Source organism: Streptomyces sp. UW30 (assembly GCF_008042075.1).
Classification (GTDB): Bacteria; Actinomycetota; Actinomycetes; order Streptomycetales; family Streptomycetaceae; genus Streptomyces.
This window is the reverse complement of the sequence record NZ_RDBN01000046.1, coordinates 54,737-75,978: the sequence shown is the minus strand read 5'-3', so window position 1 is coordinate 75,978 and position 21,242 is coordinate 54,737. Positions and strand designations below refer to the sequence as shown.

The 21,242-nt window shown below is 70.9% G+C and carries 14 protein-coding genes and 1 pseudogene; 9 read left to right on the top strand and 6 right to left on the bottom strand.

The features are described 5' to 3' along the window. Positions 1–70: 70 nt before the first annotated feature. Together EAO75_RS32750 and EAO75_RS32745 are read left to right on the top strand one after the other, a co-directional pair. Positions 71–553, top strand: coding sequence for a DUF456 domain-containing protein (locus tag EAO75_RS32750; protein ID WP_147998792.1), 483 nt, complete (start codon positions 71–73; stop codon positions 551–553). Between the two features lie 135 nt (positions 554–688). Continuing rightward, entirely contained in the window at positions 689–3,007 is a 2,319-nt protein-coding gene (locus EAO75_RS32745; RefSeq protein ID WP_147998791.1) for a glycosyl hydrolase family 95 catalytic domain-containing protein, read from the top strand. 162 nt (positions 3,008–3,169) lie between these two features. On the opposite strand, the gene EAO75_RS32735 is transcribed toward EAO75_RS32745, so the two are convergent. From EAO75_RS32735 to EAO75_RS32710, 6 genes and pseudogenes are all read right to left on the bottom strand, one after another. Beyond that, positions 3,170–3,694 (bottom strand): methylated-DNA--[protein]-cysteine S-methyltransferase, encoded by a 525-nt coding sequence (locus tag EAO75_RS32735; protein ID WP_410092503.1) that lies wholly within the window; start codon positions 3,692–3,694, stop codon positions 3,170–3,172. 53 nt (positions 3,695–3,747) lie between these two features. After that, on the bottom strand, positions 3,748–5,160 hold the full coding sequence (locus EAO75_RS32730; RefSeq protein ID WP_147998799.1) for a DNA-3-methyladenine glycosylase 2 family protein: 1,413 nt from the start codon (positions 5,158–5,160) through the stop codon (positions 3,748–3,750). A 163-nt stretch (positions 5,161–5,323) separates the two neighbouring features. After that, complete coding sequence (rsgA, locus tag EAO75_RS32725) at positions 5,324–6,415, bottom strand: ribosome small subunit-dependent GTPase A (protein ID WP_147998790.1); 1,092 nt, start codon at positions 6,413–6,415, stop codon at positions 5,324–5,326. Positions 6,416–6,606: 191 nt separating this feature from the next. Beyond that, positions 6,607–8,088 (bottom strand): cellulose-binding domain-containing protein, encoded by a 1,482-nt coding sequence (locus EAO75_RS32720; RefSeq protein ID WP_147998789.1) that lies wholly within the window; start codon positions 8,086–8,088, stop codon positions 6,607–6,609. Between the two features lie 191 nt (positions 8,089–8,279). Beyond that, positions 8,280–9,599: a radical SAM protein gene (locus EAO75_RS32715; RefSeq protein ID WP_147998788.1), complete on the bottom strand. Its 1,320-nt coding sequence runs from the start codon at positions 9,597–9,599 to the stop codon at positions 8,280–8,282. 92 nt (positions 9,600–9,691) lie between these two features. Continuing rightward, positions 9,692–10,262, bottom strand: a pseudogene (locus tag EAO75_RS32710) (NAD(P)-dependent oxidoreductase); the annotation flags it as partial. A 107-nt stretch (positions 10,263–10,369) separates the two neighbouring features. Between EAO75_RS32710 and EAO75_RS32705 the strand changes: the two are divergent. The 7 genes from EAO75_RS32705 (at position 10,370) to EAO75_RS32675 (ending at position 21,170) form a co-directional block, all read left to right on the top strand. Then, positions 10,370–11,623: an FAD-binding protein gene (locus EAO75_RS32705; RefSeq protein WP_147998787.1), complete on the top strand. Its 1,254-nt coding sequence runs from the start codon at positions 10,370–10,372 to the stop codon at positions 11,621–11,623. 175 nt (positions 11,624–11,798) lie between these two features. After that, entirely contained in the window at positions 11,799–13,046 is a 1,248-nt protein-coding gene (locus EAO75_RS32700) for an ROK family transcriptional regulator (RefSeq protein WP_147998786.1), read from the top strand. 11 nt (positions 13,047–13,057) lie between these two features. Continuing rightward, the gene (locus EAO75_RS32695; protein ID WP_147998785.1) at positions 13,058–14,917 is read left to right on the top strand and encodes a glycoside hydrolase; all 1,860 of its coding nucleotides are present in this window, start codon (positions 13,058–13,060) and stop codon (positions 14,915–14,917) included. Positions 14,918–15,148: 231 nt separating this feature from the next. Beyond that, entirely contained in the window at positions 15,149–16,414 is a 1,266-nt protein-coding gene (locus EAO75_RS32690) for an ABC transporter substrate-binding protein (protein WP_147998784.1), read from the top strand. 20 nt (positions 16,415–16,434) lie between these two features. Continuing rightward, on the top strand, positions 16,435–17,400 hold the full coding sequence (locus EAO75_RS32685) for a carbohydrate ABC transporter permease (RefSeq protein WP_147998783.1): 966 nt from the start codon (positions 16,435–16,437) through the stop codon (positions 17,398–17,400). Then, entirely contained in the window at positions 17,397–18,278 is an 882-nt protein-coding gene (locus EAO75_RS32680; RefSeq protein ID WP_147998782.1) for a carbohydrate ABC transporter permease, read from the top strand. The genes EAO75_RS32685 and EAO75_RS32680 overlap by 4 nt, the downstream gene beginning before the upstream one ends. 12 nt (positions 18,279–18,290) lie before the next feature. Continuing rightward, positions 18,291–21,170: a glycoside hydrolase family 2 TIM barrel-domain containing protein gene (locus EAO75_RS32675; protein ID WP_147998781.1), complete on the top strand. Its 2,880-nt coding sequence runs from the start codon at positions 18,291–18,293 to the stop codon at positions 21,168–21,170. The last annotated feature ends 72 nt before the right edge of the window (positions 21,171–21,242 follow it).

Below are 21,242 nucleotides of genomic sequence, written 5' to 3'. Positions count from 1 at the left end.
GGGTGACGGGGCGCACCCCCTGCGGCATCGTTGAACTGCGCGTTCTCGCGGGCTCCGGCAGTCTGGTCAGATGGGAGTCTCGGACCTCCTGCTGGTCGCTCTGGTCCTCCTGCTCGGCCTGTGCGGAGTGCTGGTGCCCGGTGTGCCGGGGTCGTGGCTGGTGTGGGCCGCGGTCATGTGGTGGGCGCTGAAGGATCCCCAGCCGGTCGCGTGGTGGGTGCTTGTGGGGGCCACCGTCGCGCTGTTCCTCTCCCAGGTGGTGCGCTGGGCCCTGCCACCGCGCCGGATGCGTCCGAACTGGGCAAGCCGCCGTATGACCGTGTACGCCGGGGTGGGCTCCTTCCTCGGCTTCTTCCTGATCCCCGTGCTCGGCTCGATCCCCGGCTTCATGGCCGGCATCTACCTGGAGGAACGGCTCCGCCTGGGCCGCCACGGCGAGGCGAGGGCCGCGCTGCGGACGGCGATGCGGTCGGGCGGGTCGAGCGTGCTGGCGGAGCTTTTCACCTGCCAGCTGATCGCGGGGGCGTGGCTGGGCGCCGTGATCTGGGGCTGATACATCGGGTCTCTCCCTTCTCACTCCCCACCCACTACCCCACTATTGACGACCGATGGCGTGTTCTCTACGTTGCGTCCCGGGATAGCTCCGATGAATCTCCACGCAGCTGTACGAGCCGCCGGGAGGCGCGCCATGCCCAGCCCGTCCAGACGTACCGTCCTCGCCACCGGTTCCGCGGTCGGCGGGACCCTCCTCGCAGGCGCACTGCCCGCACAGGCGAGCGCGGCCGCCCCGCAAACCGCCTCCCGACCCGGCTCCGACCCCTGGCGCACCGTCCTCGACGACGCCGACCTCGTCTGGCGGCGCATGCCGGCGACCTGGTACGAGGGCCCCTTCCTCGGCAACGGCTTCCTCGGTTCCGGCATCTACGCCGAGCCCGGCGCCGCGACGAGCGCCGTGCGCTTCAACGTCCAGCACTCCGAGGTGCAGGATCACCGCCCCGAGTTCGGCTCGCTGTTCGGGCTGGCCCGCCTCCCGATCGGCCACTTCACGCTGGAGCCGGCGGGCACGATCACCGGCGTGGACTGGCGGCTCGGCCTGCGCGACGCCGAGCTGACCGGCACGCTCACCACGGACAAGGGCACGCTCACCCTGCGGGCCCTCGTGCACAACGACCGCTCGGTCCTCGCCGTCGAGGTCACCCCGAGCGCCGGCGAGCGCGACTTCCGGTGGGTCTTTCACCCGGCGGACGCGATCAGCCCCCGGGCGGCCTTCAAGCCGCTGCCCGACGGCTACCGGGGCAACCCGCCGGCCGAGGTCGCCGAGCACGACGGTGTGTCCGCCGCGGTGCAGCCCCTGCTGGCGGGCGGACAGCACGTGACGGCGTGGCGGGAGCGGAGCCGGGGCGGGACGCGGACGCTGTACGTCCATGTCGCGCACTCGTACCCGGGGACGTCCGCGCTGGACCGGGCGCTGAAGGCCGTAGGCCGCACGAGAGCGCTGCCCTACTCCGCGCTGGCGACGACGCACCGGGCCTGGTGGCACGCCTACTACCGCAAGAGCTTCCTCTCCCTCCCCGACGCCCGCATGCAGCGCTTCTACTGGATCCAGCTCTACAAGACCGCCTCCGCCGCCCGCCGCGACGCCCCGGTGATGGCGACGAGCGGCCCCTGGCTGGAGCCCACCCCGTGGCCCAACACCTGGTGGAACCTCAACGCACAGCTGGAGTACTGGCTGATCCACGGCTCCAACCACCTCGAACTCGACGCCATCACAAGGTCGTTGAGCGAGTTCCGGGACAACCTGGCCAAGGAGACGCCTGCTCCGTACCGCGCCGACTCCCTGGGCATCCCGCGCACCACGGACCCGGCCTTGATCAACGGCGCCGCGGGCCCGCTCACCGGTTACGGCGTCGGCATCCCCGGCCAGGACCCGCCCACCCCCGAGGTCGGCAACCTCACCTGGGCCCTGCACAACGTCTGGCTCAGCTACCGCCACACCATGGACGAGTCGATCCTCCGAGACGTCCTGCACCCCTTGCTGCGCAAGGCGATCAACTACTACCTGCACTTCCTGGAGCCGGGCGGCGACGGCAAGCTGCACCTGCCGGCGACGTTCTCCCCGGAATACGGCGGCGACTCACGCGACTGCAACTACGACCTGATGCTGCTGACCTGGGGCTGCCGCACGCTCCTCGACACGGCCGAACTCCTGGGTGTCGAAGACGAGTTGGCGCCGCGCTGGCGCGAGGTGCTGGCCAGGCGGGCGCCGTACCCGACCGACGCGAACGGCTTCATGATCGGCGCGGACATCCCGTTCGCGAAGTCCCACCGCCACTACTCCCACCTGCTCGCGGTGTACCCGCTGTACGAGCTGACCGGCCGCACCGCCGACGAACGGGCCCTGATCGAGCGGTCGTTGGCCCACTGGGTGGGCTTCGAGGGCGCCCTGCAGGGCTACACCTTCACCGGCGCGGCGTCGATGTCCGCGCTGCTCGGCAAGGGCGAGGACGCGCTGACGTACCTCGGCGAGCTGATGAGCAGGTTCGTGCAGCCCAACACCATGTACAAGGAGTCGGGCCCGGTCATCGAGACTCCGCTGTCGGCCGCACAGTCGCTGCACGACATGGTGTGCCAGTCCTGGGGCGGGGCGATCCGCGTCTTCCCCGCCCTCCCGGACGCATGGGCGGACGTGACGGTGCACGGCTTCCGGACGCAGGGCGCGTTCCTGCTGTCGGCGGTCCGCGCGGGCGGCGTCACCCGCTGGGTGCGGCTGACCAGCGAGGCGGGTGCGCCCTGCGTCGTACGGCACGGCATCGCGGGCCCGGTCGAGGTGCGGGACGGACGGGGCCGTCCGCTGCGCTACTCCGACGCCGGGGAAGGGGCGATCCGCATCGCCCTGTCGAAGGGGGAATCGGCGCTGGTCACGGCCCGGGGCGAGCGGCCCGACCTGACGATCGCGCCGGTGCGGCCGAACGGTGAGGCGCCGCGCTGGGGGCTCCCTGCCGAGTAGGCCCACGGACCTGGGACGAGCAGCCGATGCGCCGGCCGTGGATGCGTGTTTCGCTGGCCGTATGACGGGTTTCAGCGACGAACTGGGCCCGTACTTCAGTGAGGAGGTCATCCGCATCCGTCCGCGGTGGGTCCGCAGCTGGGGGCTGGCGGACGACTGACGTCACGGCGCGGCCCGGAGCGAGCCCTCCAGCGTCAGCAGCGTCACCTTGCGGTCGAGGCCGCCGGCGTACCCGGTCAGGGAGCCGTCGGCCCCGATCACCCGGTGGCAGGGGCGGACGATCAGCAGCGGGTTGGCGCCGATCGCGCCGCCGACGGCCCGTACGGCGGCGCGGGAGGCGCCGATCCGCGAGGCGATCTCGCCGTACGTCGTGGTGGCCCCGTAGGGCACGTCGTCGAGGGCGGCCCACACCCGCTCCCGGAACTCGCTGCCGTTCGTGCTCAACTCCAGCTGGAACTCCTTGAGTTCACCGGCGAGGTAGGCGGCGAGCTGTTCCTCGGCCGCGCGGAAGAGCGCGGGGTCGCGCCGCCAGCCGTCCTGGACGGTCCGCCCGCCCTTCTGCCCGGGCACGGACAGGGAGGTCAGGGCGCCGGTGGCGGGGGCGGCGGTCAGGAGGAGGGGGCCGAGCGGGCTGTCGAGCTCGGTCCAGTGGGTCGGGGTGGTGGTCATGTCGGTCCTGGCTGTCATCCCGGTCCTGGCTGTCATCCCGGTCCTGGTGGTCTTGTCTGTCCTGCTGGTCATCAGTACTCCAACTCCCCTGCTGCACGCAGGTGTTGCCAGGCGTAGGAGCGCCAGGGGCGCCAGCCGTCGGGGGCGTCGACGCCGGGCGGGGCGACGTCCGGATCGCCGAGGGCACGGGTCCGGACGGCGGCGACCGTGCCGGGGTCCAGTCCGGGCAGAGCGCGCAGCGCGTCCCGCGCCTCGTCCCGGTCCGCCCCCGGATCCAGCCGCAGGGCGCCGTCGGCGAGGGCGGCGGTCAGCGCGCCGAGGGGGCCGTGCGGCTCGGCCTCGGCGAGGACGGCCGGTTCGGGGAACAGATGGGTGAGGCTGCCGCACGGCGCGTCGAGTGCCTTCCCGTACCGCCGCACCAGCCGCTCGGCCGTCGCCGGCCCCACCAGCACCCGTACGGCCAGTTCCTCCGCGTCGGCCGCACCGGGCGACCGCAGTCCCGGCCGGGCGGCGACGAGCGGTCCGAGCCGGGCATCGGCACCGAGCCGCTCGTCGACGGCGTACGGGTCGGCGTCCAGGTCGAACAGCCGCCGCAGCCGCTGCACGGCGGTGGTCAGATCGCGCAGATCGGTGAGATGAAGCCGCGCGTCGAGCCAGCCGCCGGGATGGGCCTCGCCGCCCTCCCGCCCCGCTCCACCCGCTCCACCCGGCCTCTCCCCCACCGCGACGATGGCACTGCCGTGCGGCAGACGCAGCGTGCGGCGGTAGGTGCGGCTCCCGTGCGGGCCGGAGACCTCCTCGATGCCGGGCACGGCCTCCCGGGCCAGCAGGTCGAAGACCGTACCGGCCTGGTAGGGGCCCCGGTGGGCGAGCCGCAGGGGTATGCCGGCCGAGGGGGTGGCCGTACGCCCGGAGGACCGGCCACCCCTCGGCGCGGCGGCGCGCAGCTCGCTCGGGGTCGAGGCGTACACCGCCCGGATCGTGTCGTTGAACTGCCGCACACTGGCGAACCCGGCCGCGAACGCGATCTCCGTGATCGGCAGGTCGGTGGTCTGGAGCAGGACCCTCGCGGTGTGCGCCCGCTGGGCCCGGGCCAGCGCGACGGGGCCCGCGCCGAGCTCGGCGGTGAGCTGCCGCTGCACCTGCCGCGCGCTGTAGCCGAGCCGCGAGGCGAGCCCGGCGACGCCCTCCCGGTCGACGATCCCGTCGCCGATCAGCCGCACGGCACGCCCCACGACGTCGGCGCGTACGTTCCACGCGGCCGACCCCGGCGCGGCGTCCGGCCGGCACCGCCGGCAGGCCCGGAAACCCGAGCCCTGCGCGGCGGCGGCCGTCGGGAAGAACCGCACGTTGCGCCGCTTCGGCGTGACCGCCGGGCAGCTGGGGCGGCAGTAGATGCCGGTGGTCTCGACGGCGAAGAAGAACTCGCCGTCGAACCGCGCGTCACGGCTGCGCACCGCCTCGTACCTGGTGTCTTCGTCCATCACGCTGTCCAGTCTCCGCCGGGACAGGCTGAGCTGCTAGCGGAAATCGGACACGGCACTGCAACGTCCCCCAGGGGCGCGGGGAACTGCGCGACCAGCCACGACGAACCCGCAGCCGCCGGCCGGCAGATGAGGCTGCTCCCCGGCACGCCCCCAGGAGGCGCTACCGCCGATTTCCCCGCTTCGCCTCCATCGCCGCGCGCCCCTCCGCCCCCTTCCGCTTCCAGTCCCGCTTGATCTCGGCCCGCAGCCGTGCGTCGGTCTTGGCCACGATCCACTGGTTCTCCCGCATCAGCTTGCGGTAGCTCTCCAGCCGTCGTACCGGCAGCTCGCCGTCGWCGACGGCGGCCAGCACCGCGCACCCCGGCTCGCTCTCGTGCGCGCAGTCCTGGAAGCGGCACCGGCCGGCCAGTTCCTCGATCTCCGAGAAGACCTGGCCGACGCCGGCCTCGGCGTCCCAGAGCCCGACACCGCGCAGCCCCGGTGTGTCGATGAGGACACCGCCGCCCGGCAGGGCGAGAAGGTTGCGGGTGGTGGTCGTGTGGCGGCCCTTGCCGTCGACGTCACGCGCGGCCTGGACCTCCATCACGTCCTCGCCGAGCAGCGCGTTCGCGAGCGTCGACTTGCCCGCGCCGGACTGTCCGAGCAGCACGGACGTACCGCCGCCGACGACCGCGGTGAGGACGTCGAGCCCGTCCCGCATCGTCGCGCTGACGGTCAGCACCGGCACACCCGGCGCCGTGGTCTCCACGTCCTGGACGAGGTACGAGAGCGTCACCTCGTCCGGTACGAGGTCGGCCTTGGTGAGGACCACGACCGGCTGTGCGCCGGACTCCCATGCCAGGGCGAGGAAGCGCTCGATACGGCCGAGGTCGAGTTCGACGGCCAGCGACACGGCGACGATGGCGTGGTCGACGTTGGCGGCGAGGATCTGCCCCTCGGACCGCTTGGAGGAGGTGGAGCGTACGAAGGCGGTACGGCGCGGCAGATACGTCCGTACGTAGCGCGGGTTGCCCGTCGGTTCGACGGCGACCCAGTCGCCCGTGCACACGACCCGCATCGGATCGTGCGGGGTGACGAACGCGGTGTCGGCGCGTACGACACCGTCGGCGGTGACGACGTCGCACTGCCCGCGGTCGACCCGCACGACGCGCCCGGGCAGCAGCCCCTCGGCGTCGTACGGGGTGAACGCGTCGGCCCAGGAGGAGTCCCAGCCGTAGGGAGCCAACGCGGAAGAAACAGAGGTGGAAGTCAACGGGTGACCCTTCACGAAGACAGGCCCCGGCAGCCGCGCACACGGCGCGGAAGGAAGTGGATTCTGGGTTCAGCCGGCGGCCACGGAGGTGGACTTGATGATCTGGATGCGGGCAGCGCTCGTCGCAAAGACAGCCACCGCTCTGAACCGCTGTCACTCTAGCCCGGGACCGCGAAGGCCCGTCAACCGATTTATGACGTGCAGTCGTCGCCGTTCAGCGTGAAGTCGAAGGCCGGTGAGTTCTCGCCCTCCCAGGAGGCCAGGAACCCGAAGGCCAGCTCGCCGCCTGCGGGAACCGTCCTGTTGTAGTCCGCGGCGGTGGCGGTGACCCGGGTGCCGTTCTGGGCGAAGTTCGCGTCCCACATCTGGCCGACCTCCTGGCCGTCGCGGAAGGACCAGGCGACGCGCCAGTCGTCGAGGGCCTGTTCGGTGCTGACGGTGACGGTGGCCTGGAAGCCGTCGGGCCACTCGTTGACGAGGTCGTAGGCGACCTCGCACGTCGGTGAGGCGCTCTCGGACGGTTCCGGGTCGTCCTCGCGTGCCGTGGACGACTGGGTGCCCTGGGGTTCGGGCTCGGGGTTCTTCGGCTCGGGCGAGTCCTCGCGCGGACCGCTCCGCGACGGGGTGGCGGAGTCGGCCGAGTCCGTGGGCGGCCGGGTCGCGGCCGTCACCGGCAGGGAGAAGCCGGGGTCGGCGACCGGCTGCCCCTCGGACGGGGCACCGCCGGCCGCGGCGCCGTCACCGGTGGAGCCGCCCGGCATCATCGACACGGCGAGGGCGAGCGCGGAGACCAGGACGGCGGCGACCAGCAGGCCGCTGCGCACGACGCGCGCCTTGTGCGCGCCGGGGTCCGGCGGTCCCGCGTCCGCCGGGTCGGCGCGCCCGGCGCCGAGGCGCACCTCCGCGGCCCGGCGGCGGCGCTCCAGGTAGGCGAGGCCGCCCCAGCCGATCACTCCGCCGGCCAGGGCGCCGGGCAGCCCGCCGCCGTGCAGCCGCAGACAGGCGGCGGCCTCGGCGCACTGCACACAGGTGGCGAGGTGACGCGAGAGGTCACCGGGCGCCTCGGCGGCGTGGGAGCGGGTGACGGCGTCGAGGAGGCGGGCGTAGCTGCGGCACCGCGCGTCCATCGGCGTGTCGAGGTGGTTGCGGTGGCAGCGGTCCCGGAACAGGCGGCGCACCTCGGCGAGTTCGTCGGCGACGGTGGCCGGGTCGAGGCCGAGCCGGCGGGCCACCACGGCCTGCGGCAGCGCCTCCACCTCGGCCAGCCACAGCAACGCCGCGTCGGGTTCCTGCATGTCGCGCAGTCCGCGCAGCGCGAGCGGGCGCTGGAGCGGGAGTCCGGTGTAGCGGGCGGCCTTGTCGGAGTTGAGCCACAGGCGCAGGTCGGGGTCCAGCTTGTGTCCCTGCCCGCTCTCCTCCCAGGCGGCCGCCGTGGTGCGCACGGCGGTCAGGAGGAGGGGGATCCGGGGCAGGCGGGCCGGGCGGCGGCCGGCGCTTTTGAAGGTCTCGGCCTCGCGGGCCTCGCGTATGCCGGCGGAAAACGCCTCGGCGGCCAGTTGGTTGGCCGCCGAGGACCCGGCCGTGCACAGGTCGGCGTACGACAACACGGCGTCCCAGCACTCGGAGAACAGCGCGGCCTCGGTGGCGTCCTGGGGAGTCGGCAGGTCGGGCATGGGTCTCCTGCATCCACATGCGAGGTCAACTCGCCATATTGGCAATGGAGTTGGGGGGAACCTCGCGGCAGGGCATGAGCCTTTCACGTATTCAACACAACTGACAAGCGCCGTGTTCACATGTCATGACAGACCGCCGCGCCCGTACAAGTGCAGTCACTTGTACGGGCGCGGCGGTCTGTCCGTCTCAGCTACACCGTGGCGGAATTCTCCGCCGGCAGGCTGTCCATGAAGGAGCTCACCGAGAACACCGCGTTGCCGGGGCCGGGCGGGCCGTAGCCGGGGGGCGAGGACAGACCGAAGTCGTCCATGGTGGCGCGGTAGGCCTCCAGCAGGCGGATGTGGTACTCCAGCGGCGCGCCCTGCGGGTTGGCCTTGCCGAGCGGGGTCGTCGGCTCGGGGCACCAGGTGGTGAAGCGGGGCGTGATGCCCTGGGACATGAAGAAGCGCAGGCCCTCGGTGGTGGACGCGATGGCCTCGTCGACGGTGGTGAAGCCGAAGGGTTCGGCCATCTCCACGCCCGCGACGAAGTTGGGGATGACGTTGCGCGCGCCGAAGATCTCCGCCGAGTCGAGGATGCGCTTGTGCCACTCGTCGCGGCCGACGTAACGCTCCTTGCCCGGGCAGTACATCTTGAACAGGTACTCGTCCCACACCTCGTAGTTGGGGTGGTAGATCTGCACGCCGTAGTCCTTGAAGCGCTGGACGTCGTCCTTGGGCAGGGCCTGGGCCACGACCTTGCCGATCCAGCGGTTCGGGAAGTGCTCCTCGATGGCCTTGGCGTACATGCCGTAGAAGTCGGCCTCGTCACGGCCCTGGAGCTTGGAGGTGATGGCGCCGCCGGTGAGGGTGTAGGCGGTGGAGGTCTTCGCCGTGTCGTACCGGTCGATGATCTCCAGGGCCTCCAGGACCTCGTCGACGTCCTTCACGCCCGTGTAGGGCCGCCCGGCCGCCTTGTGCTGGCGCCAGTTGTGGTTGATGTCGCAGTACTGGCACTCCTCCTTGGCGCCGAAGTACTGGCAGACCCGGAAGACGGTCAGGTAGATCAGGTAGCCCCACTGGATGGTCGGGGCGACCTCCATCACCGACTTCCCGTTGGAGAGGGTGTGCCGGTAGTACTCCGGCATGGGCGGCACCCCGACGTCGGAGATGCGCTTGCCGTCGAGGTAGAGCCCGAGCATCCCGTCCTCGTCGGCCGCCACGCGGTACGGCGACGTCGGGTTCACGCGCACCGAGACGACGGTCCGGCGCAGTTCGTACGGGCCGCCGGTGAGGATGATCTCCTCCGGCGGGCGACGCAGCGCGGCCTCGCCGAGCTCGGGCAGGGTGCCGTGGTCGAAGGAGAAGATGAAGTACGACTTCGGCTTGACCTCGCCGCCCTCGTTGTCGCTCAGGGCCGACGGGTCGAAGGCCACCCCGCCCCGGAGCAGATCCTCCTTGAAGACGGCCTCCCGCGGAACGTGCGGGAATCGCTCCATCAGGTCCTCGACCAGTGCGGTGCGGCTGCCCATCCGTAATCTCCTCCCGGCTCAGGCGTACGACTCCTCACGGTATGCCCCCGCCCGGGCCGAGGCCGCATCGGGTCCCCTCCCGGGTGTATGTGTCAGGCATCTCCTCGATCGCCGAGGCCGCCGCCATCGACGTCGGGAACAGCGGCAGTGACCGTTCTCCACGCCTCCCGCGCCGGCGCCGCAGGGTCGCCCGGGTACGCCAACTCCCTGCCCGCCACCAGCCGGGCCGCCTCCTCGACGCCCGCGCGTCCCAGCCGGACCGCCTCGTTCCCCTGGCCCGCCCCGCCGGGCATCAGGGCCAGCCCGCGGGGGCCGACGAGGTGGCGGGTCTCCGGGGTCGCGGGGGCGTGGATCGTGACGACGTCGCAGGTGCGCGGCAGGTCGTCGAGCGGGAGGGGGACACGCCGAGGGCGGCGGCGCCCGCGTCGTCGCCGTACGGGTCGGTGAGGGCGGGGACCTGGCCGAAGGGGCGCAGCAGCTCGATCACCTTGCGTCCGATGCGCGAGGCCCCGATGACGCCGACCCGGCGGCCATGGTTGCCGATGCCGGGCACCAGCCCCCAGCCGGGGAAGACTCGTCTGGCGCAGCCGGTCGCAGGACCTCTTCGCCCTTCACCGAGCCGGCCGAGTGCAGCACCGCACGCAGCCCGGGGGCGGCGTCGAGGTGGGGCGGGTGTGGTCGGTGTGGTCGGCATGGAAAACGTTCTCTACGGTAGGCAGCCGCGGATGAGAGGGTCACCGCACAGGCACTCACCCTGGAGGACGGCGAGGATGACGGAGACGATCACCAACTGGGCGGGCAACATCACCTACACCGCCAAGGAGCTGCAGCGGCCGTACTCGATCGACGCAATCAGCGCGCTGGTCGCGGGGAGCACACGGGTGCGGGTGCTGGGCAGCGGGCACTCCTTCAACGAGATCGCCGAGCCGGGCCCCGAGGGCGTCCTGCTGTCGATCGCCGATCTGCCTCCGGTGATCGACGTGGACCGTGCGGCCCGTACGGTGCGCGTCTCGGGCGGCGTACGGTACGCCGAACTCGCCCGCGCGGTGTACGCGCACGGCCTCGCGCTGCCCAACATGGCGTCCCTGCCGCACATCTCGGTGGCCGGCTCGGTCGCCACCGGCACCCACGGGTCGGGCATCGGCAACGGCACGCTGGCCACGTCCGTGCGAGAGGTGGAGCTGGTCACGGCGGACGGGTCGGTCGTGACCATCGGCCGCGGCGACCGGCGCTTCGGCGGCGCCGTCACCTCGCTGGGCGCCCTCGGCGTCGTCACCGCGCTCACCCTCGACCTGGAGCCGTCCTTCGACGTCGAGCAGCACGTCTTCACCGAACTGCCGCTGGACGGGCTGGACTTGGCGGCGTTCGAGACGGTGATGTCGTCGGCGTACAGCGTGAGCCTGTTCACCGACTGGGGCGCGCCGGGCTTTCGGCAGGTGTGGCTCAAGCGGCGCACCGACCAGCCGATGCCCGACTTCCCCTGGGCCGTGCCCGCCACCGAGAAGCTGCACCCGGTGCCCGGGATGCCCGCGGTCAACTGCACCGAGCAGTTCGGGGTGCCCGGGCCGTGGCACGAGCGACTGCCGCACTTCCGGGCGGAGTTCACGCCGAGCAGCGGGGCGGAGCTCCAGTCGGAGTATCTGCTGGCGCGCGAGCACGCCGTGGCGGCGCTGCGCGCGATCGACGGGATCCGGGGGACCGTCGCCCCCGTGCTCCAGACCTGCGAAGTGCGCCTGGTCGCGGCCGACGAGCAGTGGCTGAGCCCCGCCCACGGACGGGACACGGTGGCCCTGCACTTCACCTGGATCGAGGACACGGCGGCCGTACTGCCGGTGGTGCGGCGGCTGGAGGAGGCGCTGGCCGCCTTCGAGCCGCGACCGCACTGGGGCAAGGTGTTCGCGGCGCCGGCGCAGGTCGTACGGGGGCGGTATCCGAGGCTGGCCGGCTTCCGGGCGCTGGCACGGGAGCTGGACCCGGAGGGTAAGTTCGCCAACGTGTTTGTGCGGGATATCCTCGGCGCCTGATGCGCGGCTGACCCGCGACTGATACTCGCCGGTCCCCCACACCTGGTGCATCCAGCGGAAAGACTTTCTACAGCCCCTTTCCTAACCCCTTGTCGAAAGTCCGCCGCACACCATAGCCTGGCGCCGCGCCGGTGCCGACGACGACCCGGCCCGAGCGAAGGGACGGGGGCACCCGGTGAAGCGCACTTCACGCGACATCCGCACGGCGAACCGCTACGAGGTGCTGCGCCAGATCATCGCCGCGTCGCCCACCTCCCGGCAGGAGCTGGCGGCCGCCACCGGCCTCAGTCTCGCCACGGTCGCCACGCTCGTGGGCGAGCTGCTCGACCTCCGGATGATCACGGAGGTCGGGTTCGAGGACTCGGCCGGAGGCCGCCCCCGGGGGCTCGTGGCCGTCAACGCCTCCGGTGGCGCGCTGATCGGCGTCGACATCGCGGAGACGTACGTGCGGGTCGAGCTGTTCGATCTCGCGCTGAACGTCCTGGCCCGCGCCGACGAGGACATGCGCCCCGGCGAGAGCCGGCCCGAGCAGGTCGTCGGCCATGTCGCCGCGGCCGTCGGCTCGGTGGTCGCGCAGGCCGGGGTGGAGGGCGCCCGGGTGCTCGGCGTCGGGGTGAGCGTGCCGGGGCAGGTGGACCGGGACACCGGCGTCGCCGAGTACGCGCCCAACTGGGACTGGCACGACGTGCCGCTGCTCGACCTGCTCGCCGAGCACATCGCCTACCCGCTGTACATGGACAACCCGCTGCGCGCCAGCGCGGTGGCCGAGCTGTGGTTCGGCGCCGCGCGCGGTCGCGGGGACGCCGTGGTGGTCAACCTCGGCACCGGTGTGGGCGCGGGGCTTCTGCTCGGCGGCGGGCTGCACCGGGGTGTGAGCAACAGTGCCGGTGAGTGGGGCCACACGACGCTCGTGCTGGACGGGCGACTGTGCCACTGCGGCAACCACGGCTGCGTCGAGACGTATGTCGGTGCGCCCGGAATCATGGTGAACCTGCGGGAGCTGGCCGCCGACAGCCCTCTGCTGCACCCGGAGGACCAGACGGCGACGATCGACGCGCTGGCCCGTGGGATCGCGGCGCAGGATCCGGTGGCGCTCAAGGTGGTCCGGGACACGGCCCGTTATCTGGGCGCGGGGATCGCCGACCTGGTGAACCTGTTCAACCCCGAAGTCGTCGTGCTCAGCAGCTGGGTCGCCGCCGCGCTCGGTGAACCGCTGCTGCACGAGGTGCGCGAGGCCGTCGCCCGGCACGCGCTCAGGCGGCCGCTGGCCGCCACCGAGATCGTCCTCTCCGCCATCCCCACCGACCCGGTGTGCCTGGGCGCGGCGACCTTCGCGCTCGAAGGGGCGCTCCAGAGCGTGGGCCAGAGGACTGCCGCAAAACGCACCACCCCCGCAAGGAGCCGTACCGCACCACCTTCGTGACGACGGAAGGGATGCACGTGACTCTCCCCCGCAGGAAACCCCACCCCCGTAGATCCGTTCTGCTGACCGCCGCTGCCGCACTGGCTGTGGCGGGCCCTCTCATATCCGCCCCGACCGCGGACGCCGCCGGCACCCCGGCGGCCGAGGTCTCCCCGCACGCCGCCCAGGCCATCGACAACATCGGTGCCTCCGGCGCGTGGTGGGTCAACGACCTGAAGAACTTCGACCCCAAGGTCCAGGCCCGGGTCGCGAGCCTGCTGTTCTCCTCCGGCGGCCTCGACCTCAGCGCGTACCGCTACAACATCGGCGGCGGTGGGACGGGCGTGACCTATTCCCCGCGCGCCGCCGAGGACTTCCTGGGCGACGACGGCACGTACGACTGGAGCCAGGACAAGGCGGGCCGTACGTTCCTGTACGCCGCCGCCAAGTACGGCGTCGAGGACCTGATCGGCTTCGTCAACACCGCGCCGGCCGCGTGGAAGACCAACGGCAAGAGCTGCGGCGGCTATCTGAAGGCGGAGAACGAGCAGGACTTCGCGAAGTACGTCGCGGACGTCACCGACCACTTCACGAAGCAGGGCGTGAAGCTCGACTACATCAGCCCCTTCAACGAGCCGACGAACAGCTTCGACTCCTGCGGTCAGGAGGGCATGCTCGTCGACGTCCCGCAGCGCGACGACATCGTGCGGGCGCTGGGCGCCGAGCAGCAGGCCCGAGGGCAGAAGACCGGCATCATCGCCGACGAGTCGACCAGCACGGTGAAGTTCAACGACGAGGTCCCTCGCTGGATCAACGAGCCGGGCACCGCCCAGTACGTCGACAAGCTGGCCCACCACACCTACGACAACCCCTCCGACGCCAACCGCGCGAAGGTGTACGAGACGTCGAAGTCGGCGGGCAAGACCGCCTGGTCCACGGAGGTCTGCTGCTTCGGCAAGGGCGGCACGGGCTGGGCGCAGGAGTACGACCCGACGATCGACGGCGGTCTGAACCTCTCCCGGATCATCTACAAGGACTTCGCGACCGCCCACGACTCCGCGTTCCACTGGTGGGTCGCCCTGTCGGAGATGATCGGCTCCGACCCGCTCGCGAAGAACGACCAGGGCTGGAACGACGGCCTGATCTACTACGACCCGAACTACGCCACGAACGGCAACCAGACGCTGTACTTCACCAAGCGGTACTACGCGCTCGGCCAGTACAGCAAGTTCGTGAAGCCGGGCTCGGTCATGCACGACGTGACGGGGCTGCCGGAGGGTGTGGAGGCATCCGTGTACGACCGGGGCGGCAAGTGGGTGGTCGTGGTCAACAACCACAACACCGCCGACACGGCCCTGGACCTGCACTTCAACAGCAGGTCGCCGCTGCGCGCGACCCAGGCGGTCCGCACGTCGGCCGACGAGAACTGGGCGAACGTCGCGAAGCCCGCTGTGAAGGGCGCCGCGGTGTCCGCGTCGCTGCCGGCCCGCTCCATCACGACGTACGTCCTGGACCAGAAGCCGTACGGCGCCACCACGGCCGTGACCGGGGCCTGGCAGGGGGAGCAGTCGGGCAAGTGCCTGACGGCGGACGCCTCGGGTTCGGTGATCGGCGCCTGCACGGGCGGGGCCGGGCAGTCGTGGTCGTACGACGGGCGGGGTGCGCTCAAGGGCGTGAACGGCTATCTGACGGTGGGCGGTTCGGGGCTCGCGGCCTCCGCCGACTTCACCGGTGACGCCGGGCAGCGCTGGCTGCTGAACTCCAACGGGCAGATCGTCAGCGAGGCTTCCGGCAAGTGCCTCGACGTCGGCGGGCAGGCAACCGCCGACGGCAGCAAGGTGGGCGTGTACACCTGCAACGGCGGCACCAACCAGGCCTGGTTCCGGCAGTAACTCCCCTTTCGGACAAGGGGGTTGCGGGCCCTCGGGGCGACGGCTCGCAACCCCCTCACGTCCGGTATCCCGAACGTTGCACAACGCTTCGTGCCGACTTCGTCCAACCCCTTGCCGAAGCCTTAGCCGAAGGTTAACGTCCCGCACCGCACCCCCATTTGAGCCATCTGGCGCTGAGCCGCTCCCTCTGGGACGTAGCGCCGCAGCCGCACTCGAGACAAGGACGTCACCATGTCGGCATCGAGCAACAGCAACTTCAACCGCCGGACCGTACTGCGGGCCGCGATGGGCCTGGCCGCCGCCGGCGGGCTCGCGGCGTGCGGCGGCAACAACGGCCGTGGGGGCGGGTCCGGTTCGGGCAAGAGCCTCGTGCAGTACTTCCACGCCTATGGCGAGGCGGGCACCGAGCAGGCGATCAAGAAGTACGCGAAGGCGTACAAGGACGCCGACGTGAGCACGCAGTGGATCACCGGCTCCAACTTCGAGCAGAAGCTGTTCGCCGCGCTGCTCACCGGCAACGCGCCCGACGTCTTCGAGTTCCACCCGCAGATCCAGCTCATCAAGAGCGGTCAGGTGGCGGACCTGACCGACATCATCGAGCCGGTCAAGAGTGACTTCAACCAGGCCGACATCACGTCGCACACGGTCGACGGCAAGATATACGGCGTCCGGATGATCGACGACCCGCAGTTCTTCTTCTACCGGCCCTCGCTCTTCGAGAAGGCGAAGGRCGAGGTGCCCACCACGCTGGAAGAGCTGATCGAGGCCGCCGACAAGCTCACCACCAGCAAGGTCAAGGGCGCCTTCCTCGGCAGCGACCTCACCCCGGTCCAGCACAACCTGATCTGGTCGGCCGGCGCCGACACCCTCACCGCGGACAACAAGCCCGCCTTCAACACCGACGCCGTCGCCGACGGCCTGAAGCAGCTGCGCTCCCTGTTCACCAGCGGCAACCTGCTGCTCGGCGCCCCCACCGAGTGGTGGGACCCCTCGGCCTTCACCCAGGGCCTGACGGCGATCCAGTGGTGCGGCATGTGGGCCATGCCGGCCATGCAGCAGGCGCTCGGCGACGACATCGGCGTCTTCCCCTTCCCGAAGGTCGGTTCGGCCGGCAAGAAGTCGGTCTACAACGGCGGCTGGTCGATGTTCGTCAACGCCAAGGGCAAGAACGTCGAGGCGGCCAAGGAGTACGTCAAGTGGCTGTGGCTCGACCAGAAGGAGTACCAGGAGGACTGGGCCACCTCCTACGGCTTCCACATTCCGCCGCGCACCTCACTCGCCCAATCCGCCACCAAGCTGAAGTCCGGTCTGCCGGCCGACGGCGTCAAGCTGTTCAACGAGTTCGGCCACTTCGACAACATCGGCTGGACCCAGGCCATGATCGCCTCGTTCAACGACGTGATGGCGAACTCCGTGCGCAAGGACGGCGACCCGAAGGCCCAGCTCGCCGCCTGCGAGAAGAAGGTCGACGCCGAGCTCCAGAAGCTGTTCGGATAGGCCGCCGGGCGGATCTCGACATGTCGACCACCACCTCACGCGAGGTCGCCTCCCCCGCCCCGGCCAAGGTCTCCAAGGACCGGCCGCGGCGGGGCCTGAGGGCGTCCAGCAACTTCAACTTCTGGCTCTTCACCGGTCCGTTCCTGATCGGCCTGGTGATCTTCGTCTTCGTGCCCATCGGCTGGAGCATCTACCTCAGCTTCTTCGAGGCACGCTTCACGGTCACGCCGAGCGAGTTCACCGGCTTCGACAACTACAGGCAGATCCTCACCGACACCGACTTCCGCAACTCGCTGGTCACGTTCACCGTGTTCGCCGCGTTCATCGTGCCCGCCACCTGGGCCATGTCGCTGGGCCTTGCGATGCTGGTCAACCGGTTGCGGTTCATGCGGGCTTTCTTCCGTTCGGTGTTCTTCCTGCCGACCGCGGTCAGCTATGTCGCCGCCTCGCTGATCTGGAAGATGTCCCTCTTCAACGGCGTCCGTTTCGGCCTGGCCAACACCGTCCTCGGCTGGTTCGGCATCGACAACATCGCCTGGCTCGCGGTCCCCGACCCGCCCTGGTACTGGCTGGTCATCGTGACCGTACGCCTGTGGCTGCAGTCCGGCTTCTACATGATCCTGTTCCTGGCGGCGCTGCAGAACATCCCGCGGGAGCTGTACGAGGCCGCCGCCATCGACGGCGCCAAGCCGGGCTGGCAGACCTTCCGGTACATCACCCTGCCCCAGCTGCGTGCCACCTCGACCGCGGTGATCCTGCTCCTGCTGATCGCCGCCTACCAGGCCTTCGACGAGTTCTTCAACCTGCTCTCGAAGGCGACCTGGGGCCAGCCCCCGCTGGTCGAGCTGTACAAGATGGCTCTCGGCGAGAACCAGAACTACGGCGCGGGCAGCGCCGGCGCGGTCGTGCTGACCCTGCTCATCTGCGTCGTCACACTCTTCCAGGGCAAGATCATGGGCTTCGGAAGGGGTGAGGAGTCCAAGTGACCACCACAGCACCCGAGACCGGCAGGACGAAACCGGCCAGGAGCAGGCGCGGCAGCGGTGTCATCGGCAACACCGGGCTGTACGTCGCGACCGGCGTCGCCGCGTTCCTCTTCCTGATCCCCTTCTACCTGATCGTCCGCAACGCCCTGATGACGGACCCGGAGATCACGGGCGAGGAGTGGACGTGGTTCCCCACGGACATCCAGTGGGGCAACATCACCGAGCCGTTCGACGACGTCACGGTCGACTTCGCCCGTGCCCTGTGGAACTCCGTGGTCGTCGCCGTCCTGCACACCACGGGCATCCTGCTGATCTGCTCGATGGCCGGATACGGCCTGGCCCGCATCCCGTACAAGCACGCCAACAAGGTGTTCTACGCCGTCCTGGCGACCCTGATGGTTCCCACGGCCGTCACGTTCGTGCCCAGCTTCGTCCTCGTGTCGTCACTCGGCTGGGTGGACAGTTACCGAGGTCTCATCATTCCGGGCCTCTTCAGTGGTTTCACCTGCTTCCTCTTCCGGCAGTACTTCCTCGGGTTCCCCAAAGAACTGGAGGAGGCGGCACGCGTGGACGGGCTCGGCTACTGGGGCGCGTACTGGCGTGTCGTGGTGCCGAACTCGCTGAACTTCTTCGCGGCGATCGCCACGATCACGTTCATCAACGGCTGGAACGCCTTCCTGTGGCCGCTGGTCATCGGCCAGGACCCGAGCGCCTGGACGGTCCAGGTCGCGCTCTCGTCGTACATGACGAACCAGACCGTCAACTACCACCTGATCTTCATGGCCACGGTCATTTCCATCCTGCCCCTGGTGTTCGTGTTCCTCTTCCTCCAGCGCTGGCTGGTACAGGGGATCGCACAGACCGGAATCAAGGGCTGAGCAAGGAGACAGATGTCTTTCCGCACTACCCGAACCGTCGACTACGTAGAGGACGTCTCCCCGGGCCGCGGGGCCCTCCCGCCCCGCGCCTGGTACGCCGCCTCGGATGCGAAGTCCCTGTCCCTGGGCGGCGACTGGCGCTTCAGGCTCTCGGCGACCGCCGACGCCGAGGACGACTCCTTCGCCGCCGAGGGATACGACGCCGGGGACTGGGCCGAGGTCACGGTCCCCGGCCACTGGGTCCTGCAGGGCGACGGCGCGTTCGGTGCGCCGATCTACACCAACCACCTCTACCCCTTCCCGGTGGACCCGCCGCGCGTCCCGACGGAGAACCCGACCGGCGACCACCTGCGCGTCTTCGACCTGCCCGACGACTGGCCGGCCCCGGACGACGGCGGCGCCGTCCTGCGCTTCGACGGCGTGGAGTCCTGCGCCCGCGTCTGGCTGAACGGCACGGAGCTCGGCGAGTTCAAGGGCTCGCGCCTGCCGCACGAGTTCGCGGTCGGTCAGCTGCTGAAGCCGGCCGGCAACGTGCTCGCCGTCCGTGTGCACCAGTGGTCGGCGGGCTCCTACCTGGAGGACCAGGACCAGTGGTGGCTGCCCGGCATCTTCCGTGACGTCACCCTGCTGCACCGGCCGACGGGGGCGGCGGGCGACTTCTTCGTGCACGCCTCCTACGACCACACCACGGGCGAGGGCACCCTGCGCGTCGACTCCGACGTCGACGGGCGGGTGTCCGTGCCCGCCCTCGACATCGATGTCGCGACCGGTGAGCCGGTCACGGTCCCGGTCGAGCCGTGGTCCGCGGAGACGCCGAAGCTGTACGACGGCGAGCTGGTCACCGCGGGTGAGCGCGTGCCGCTGCGCATCGGCTTCCGTACGGTCGCCCTCGAAGACGGCCTGATCAAGGTCAACGGCAAGGCGGTCCTCTTCAAGGGCGTGAACCGGCACGAGTGGCACCCCGAGAAGGGCCGCGCCCTCGACCTGGAGACCATGCGCGAGGACGTGCTGCTGATGAAGCGGCACAACCTGAACGCCGTACGCACCTCGCACTACCCGCCGCACCCGGCCTTCCTGGACCTGTGCGACGAGCTGGGCCTGTGGGTCATCGACGAGTGCGATCTGGAGACCCACGGCTTCACCGAGCAGGGCTGGCGCGACAACCCCGTCGACGACGACCGCTGGACGCCGGCCCTGCTGGACCGCGCGGCCCGCATGGTCGAGCGCGACAAGAACCACCCCTCGGTCGTCTTCTGGTCGCTGGGCAACGAGGCGGGCACCGGGCGCGGCCTGACCGCGATGGCCGAGTGGATCCACGGCCGGGACGCCTCGCGGCTCGTGCACTACGAGGGCGACTGGAACTGCCGGAACACGGACGTCTACTCGCGGATGTACGCCTCGCACGCGGAGGTCGAGCGGATCGGGCAGCACCTGGACGGCGGCCCGCACGCCCGGCGCGACCTCCCCTTCATCCAGTGCGAGTACGGGCACGCGATGGGCAACGGCCCGGGCGGCCTCGCCGACTACCAGCAGATCTTCGAGCGGTACGAGCGGCTCCAGGGCGGCTTCATCTGGGAGTGGATCGACCACGGCATCAAGCATCCCGAGCTGGGCTACGCCTATGGCGGCGACTTCGGCGAGGAGCTGCACGACGGCAACTTCGTCTGCGACGGGCTGATCTTCCCCGACCGGACGCCGTCGCCGGGGCTCGTCGAGTACAAGAAGGTGATCGAGCCGGTCCGTATCGAGGGCGCCGGCGCGGACGGCACCGTACGGGTGACGAACGCGTACGACTTCGCCGATCTCTCGCACCTTCGCTTCGAGTTCTCCCATCAGGTGGACGGCATGCCCACGGGGGCGCACACGCTCACCGTGCCGCCGCTCGCGCCGGGTGAGTCGGCGGAGGTCAAGCTGCCGGCGCCCGCCCCCGACGGCAACGGCGACGAGGTCCAGTGGACGGTCCGGGCGCTGCTCGCCGAGGACACCCCCTGGGCCGGCGTGGGCCATGAGGTGGCGTGGGCGCAGCGGACCGTCGCGCCGCGTGCGGCCCTCCCGGCGGCCACGGGTGCGGGGCCCACGGCCGACGGCGACCGGATCGTGCTCGGCCCGGCCGCCTTCGACGCCCGTACCGGTGCGCTGCGGTCCATCGGCGGGGTGGACGTCACCGGTCTGCGCCTGGACGTGTGGCGCGCCCCCACCGACAACGACGAGGGCGCGTCCTGGCAGGACGACGCGCGCTACGGCTCGCTGTGGCGGGGGCTCGGCCTGCACCGTATGCGGCACCGGCTCGACGGCGTGGAGGCGGACGGCGACGCGCTGACCGTACGGACCCGGGTGGCGCCCGCGGCCCGGGAGGTGGGCCTGCGCACGGTGTACCGGTGGACGTCGGACGGCACCCGACTGCGCCTCACCGTGTCGGTCACTCCCGAGGGCGACTGGAAGGTGCCGCTGCCCCGGCTCGGCGTCCGGTTCGGGCTGCGGGCGGCGTCCACCGGGATCGTGTCCTGGTTCGGCAGCGGAGGTGAGGCGTACCCGGACACCAGGGCCGCGGCGAAGGCCCTGCTGTGGGACGCCGACATCGAGGAACTCCAGACGCCGTATCTGCGGCCGCAGGAGAACGGCGCCCGGTCCGACGTGCGCTGGGTGGAGCTCGGTGGGCTGCACATCGACGGCGAGCCGGAGTTCTGGTTCAGCGCGCGGCGCTGGACGACCGAGCAGCTGGACGCCGCCCGGCATCTGAGCGACCTCACGCCGGGCGACACGGTCTGGGTCAACCTCGACCACGGCCAGCACGGCATCGGCTCGCAGTCCTGCGGTCCGGGTCCGCTGCCGCAGTACTTCCTGAAGGCCGAGCCGGCGGAATTCTCGTTCGTGTTCTCGCCCGCCGAGTGACACGCTTCCGTGTCGCGGCCGGTCGGCAGCGCATGCCGACCGGCCGCAACTTGCGTGCAGCACAAAGGAGTT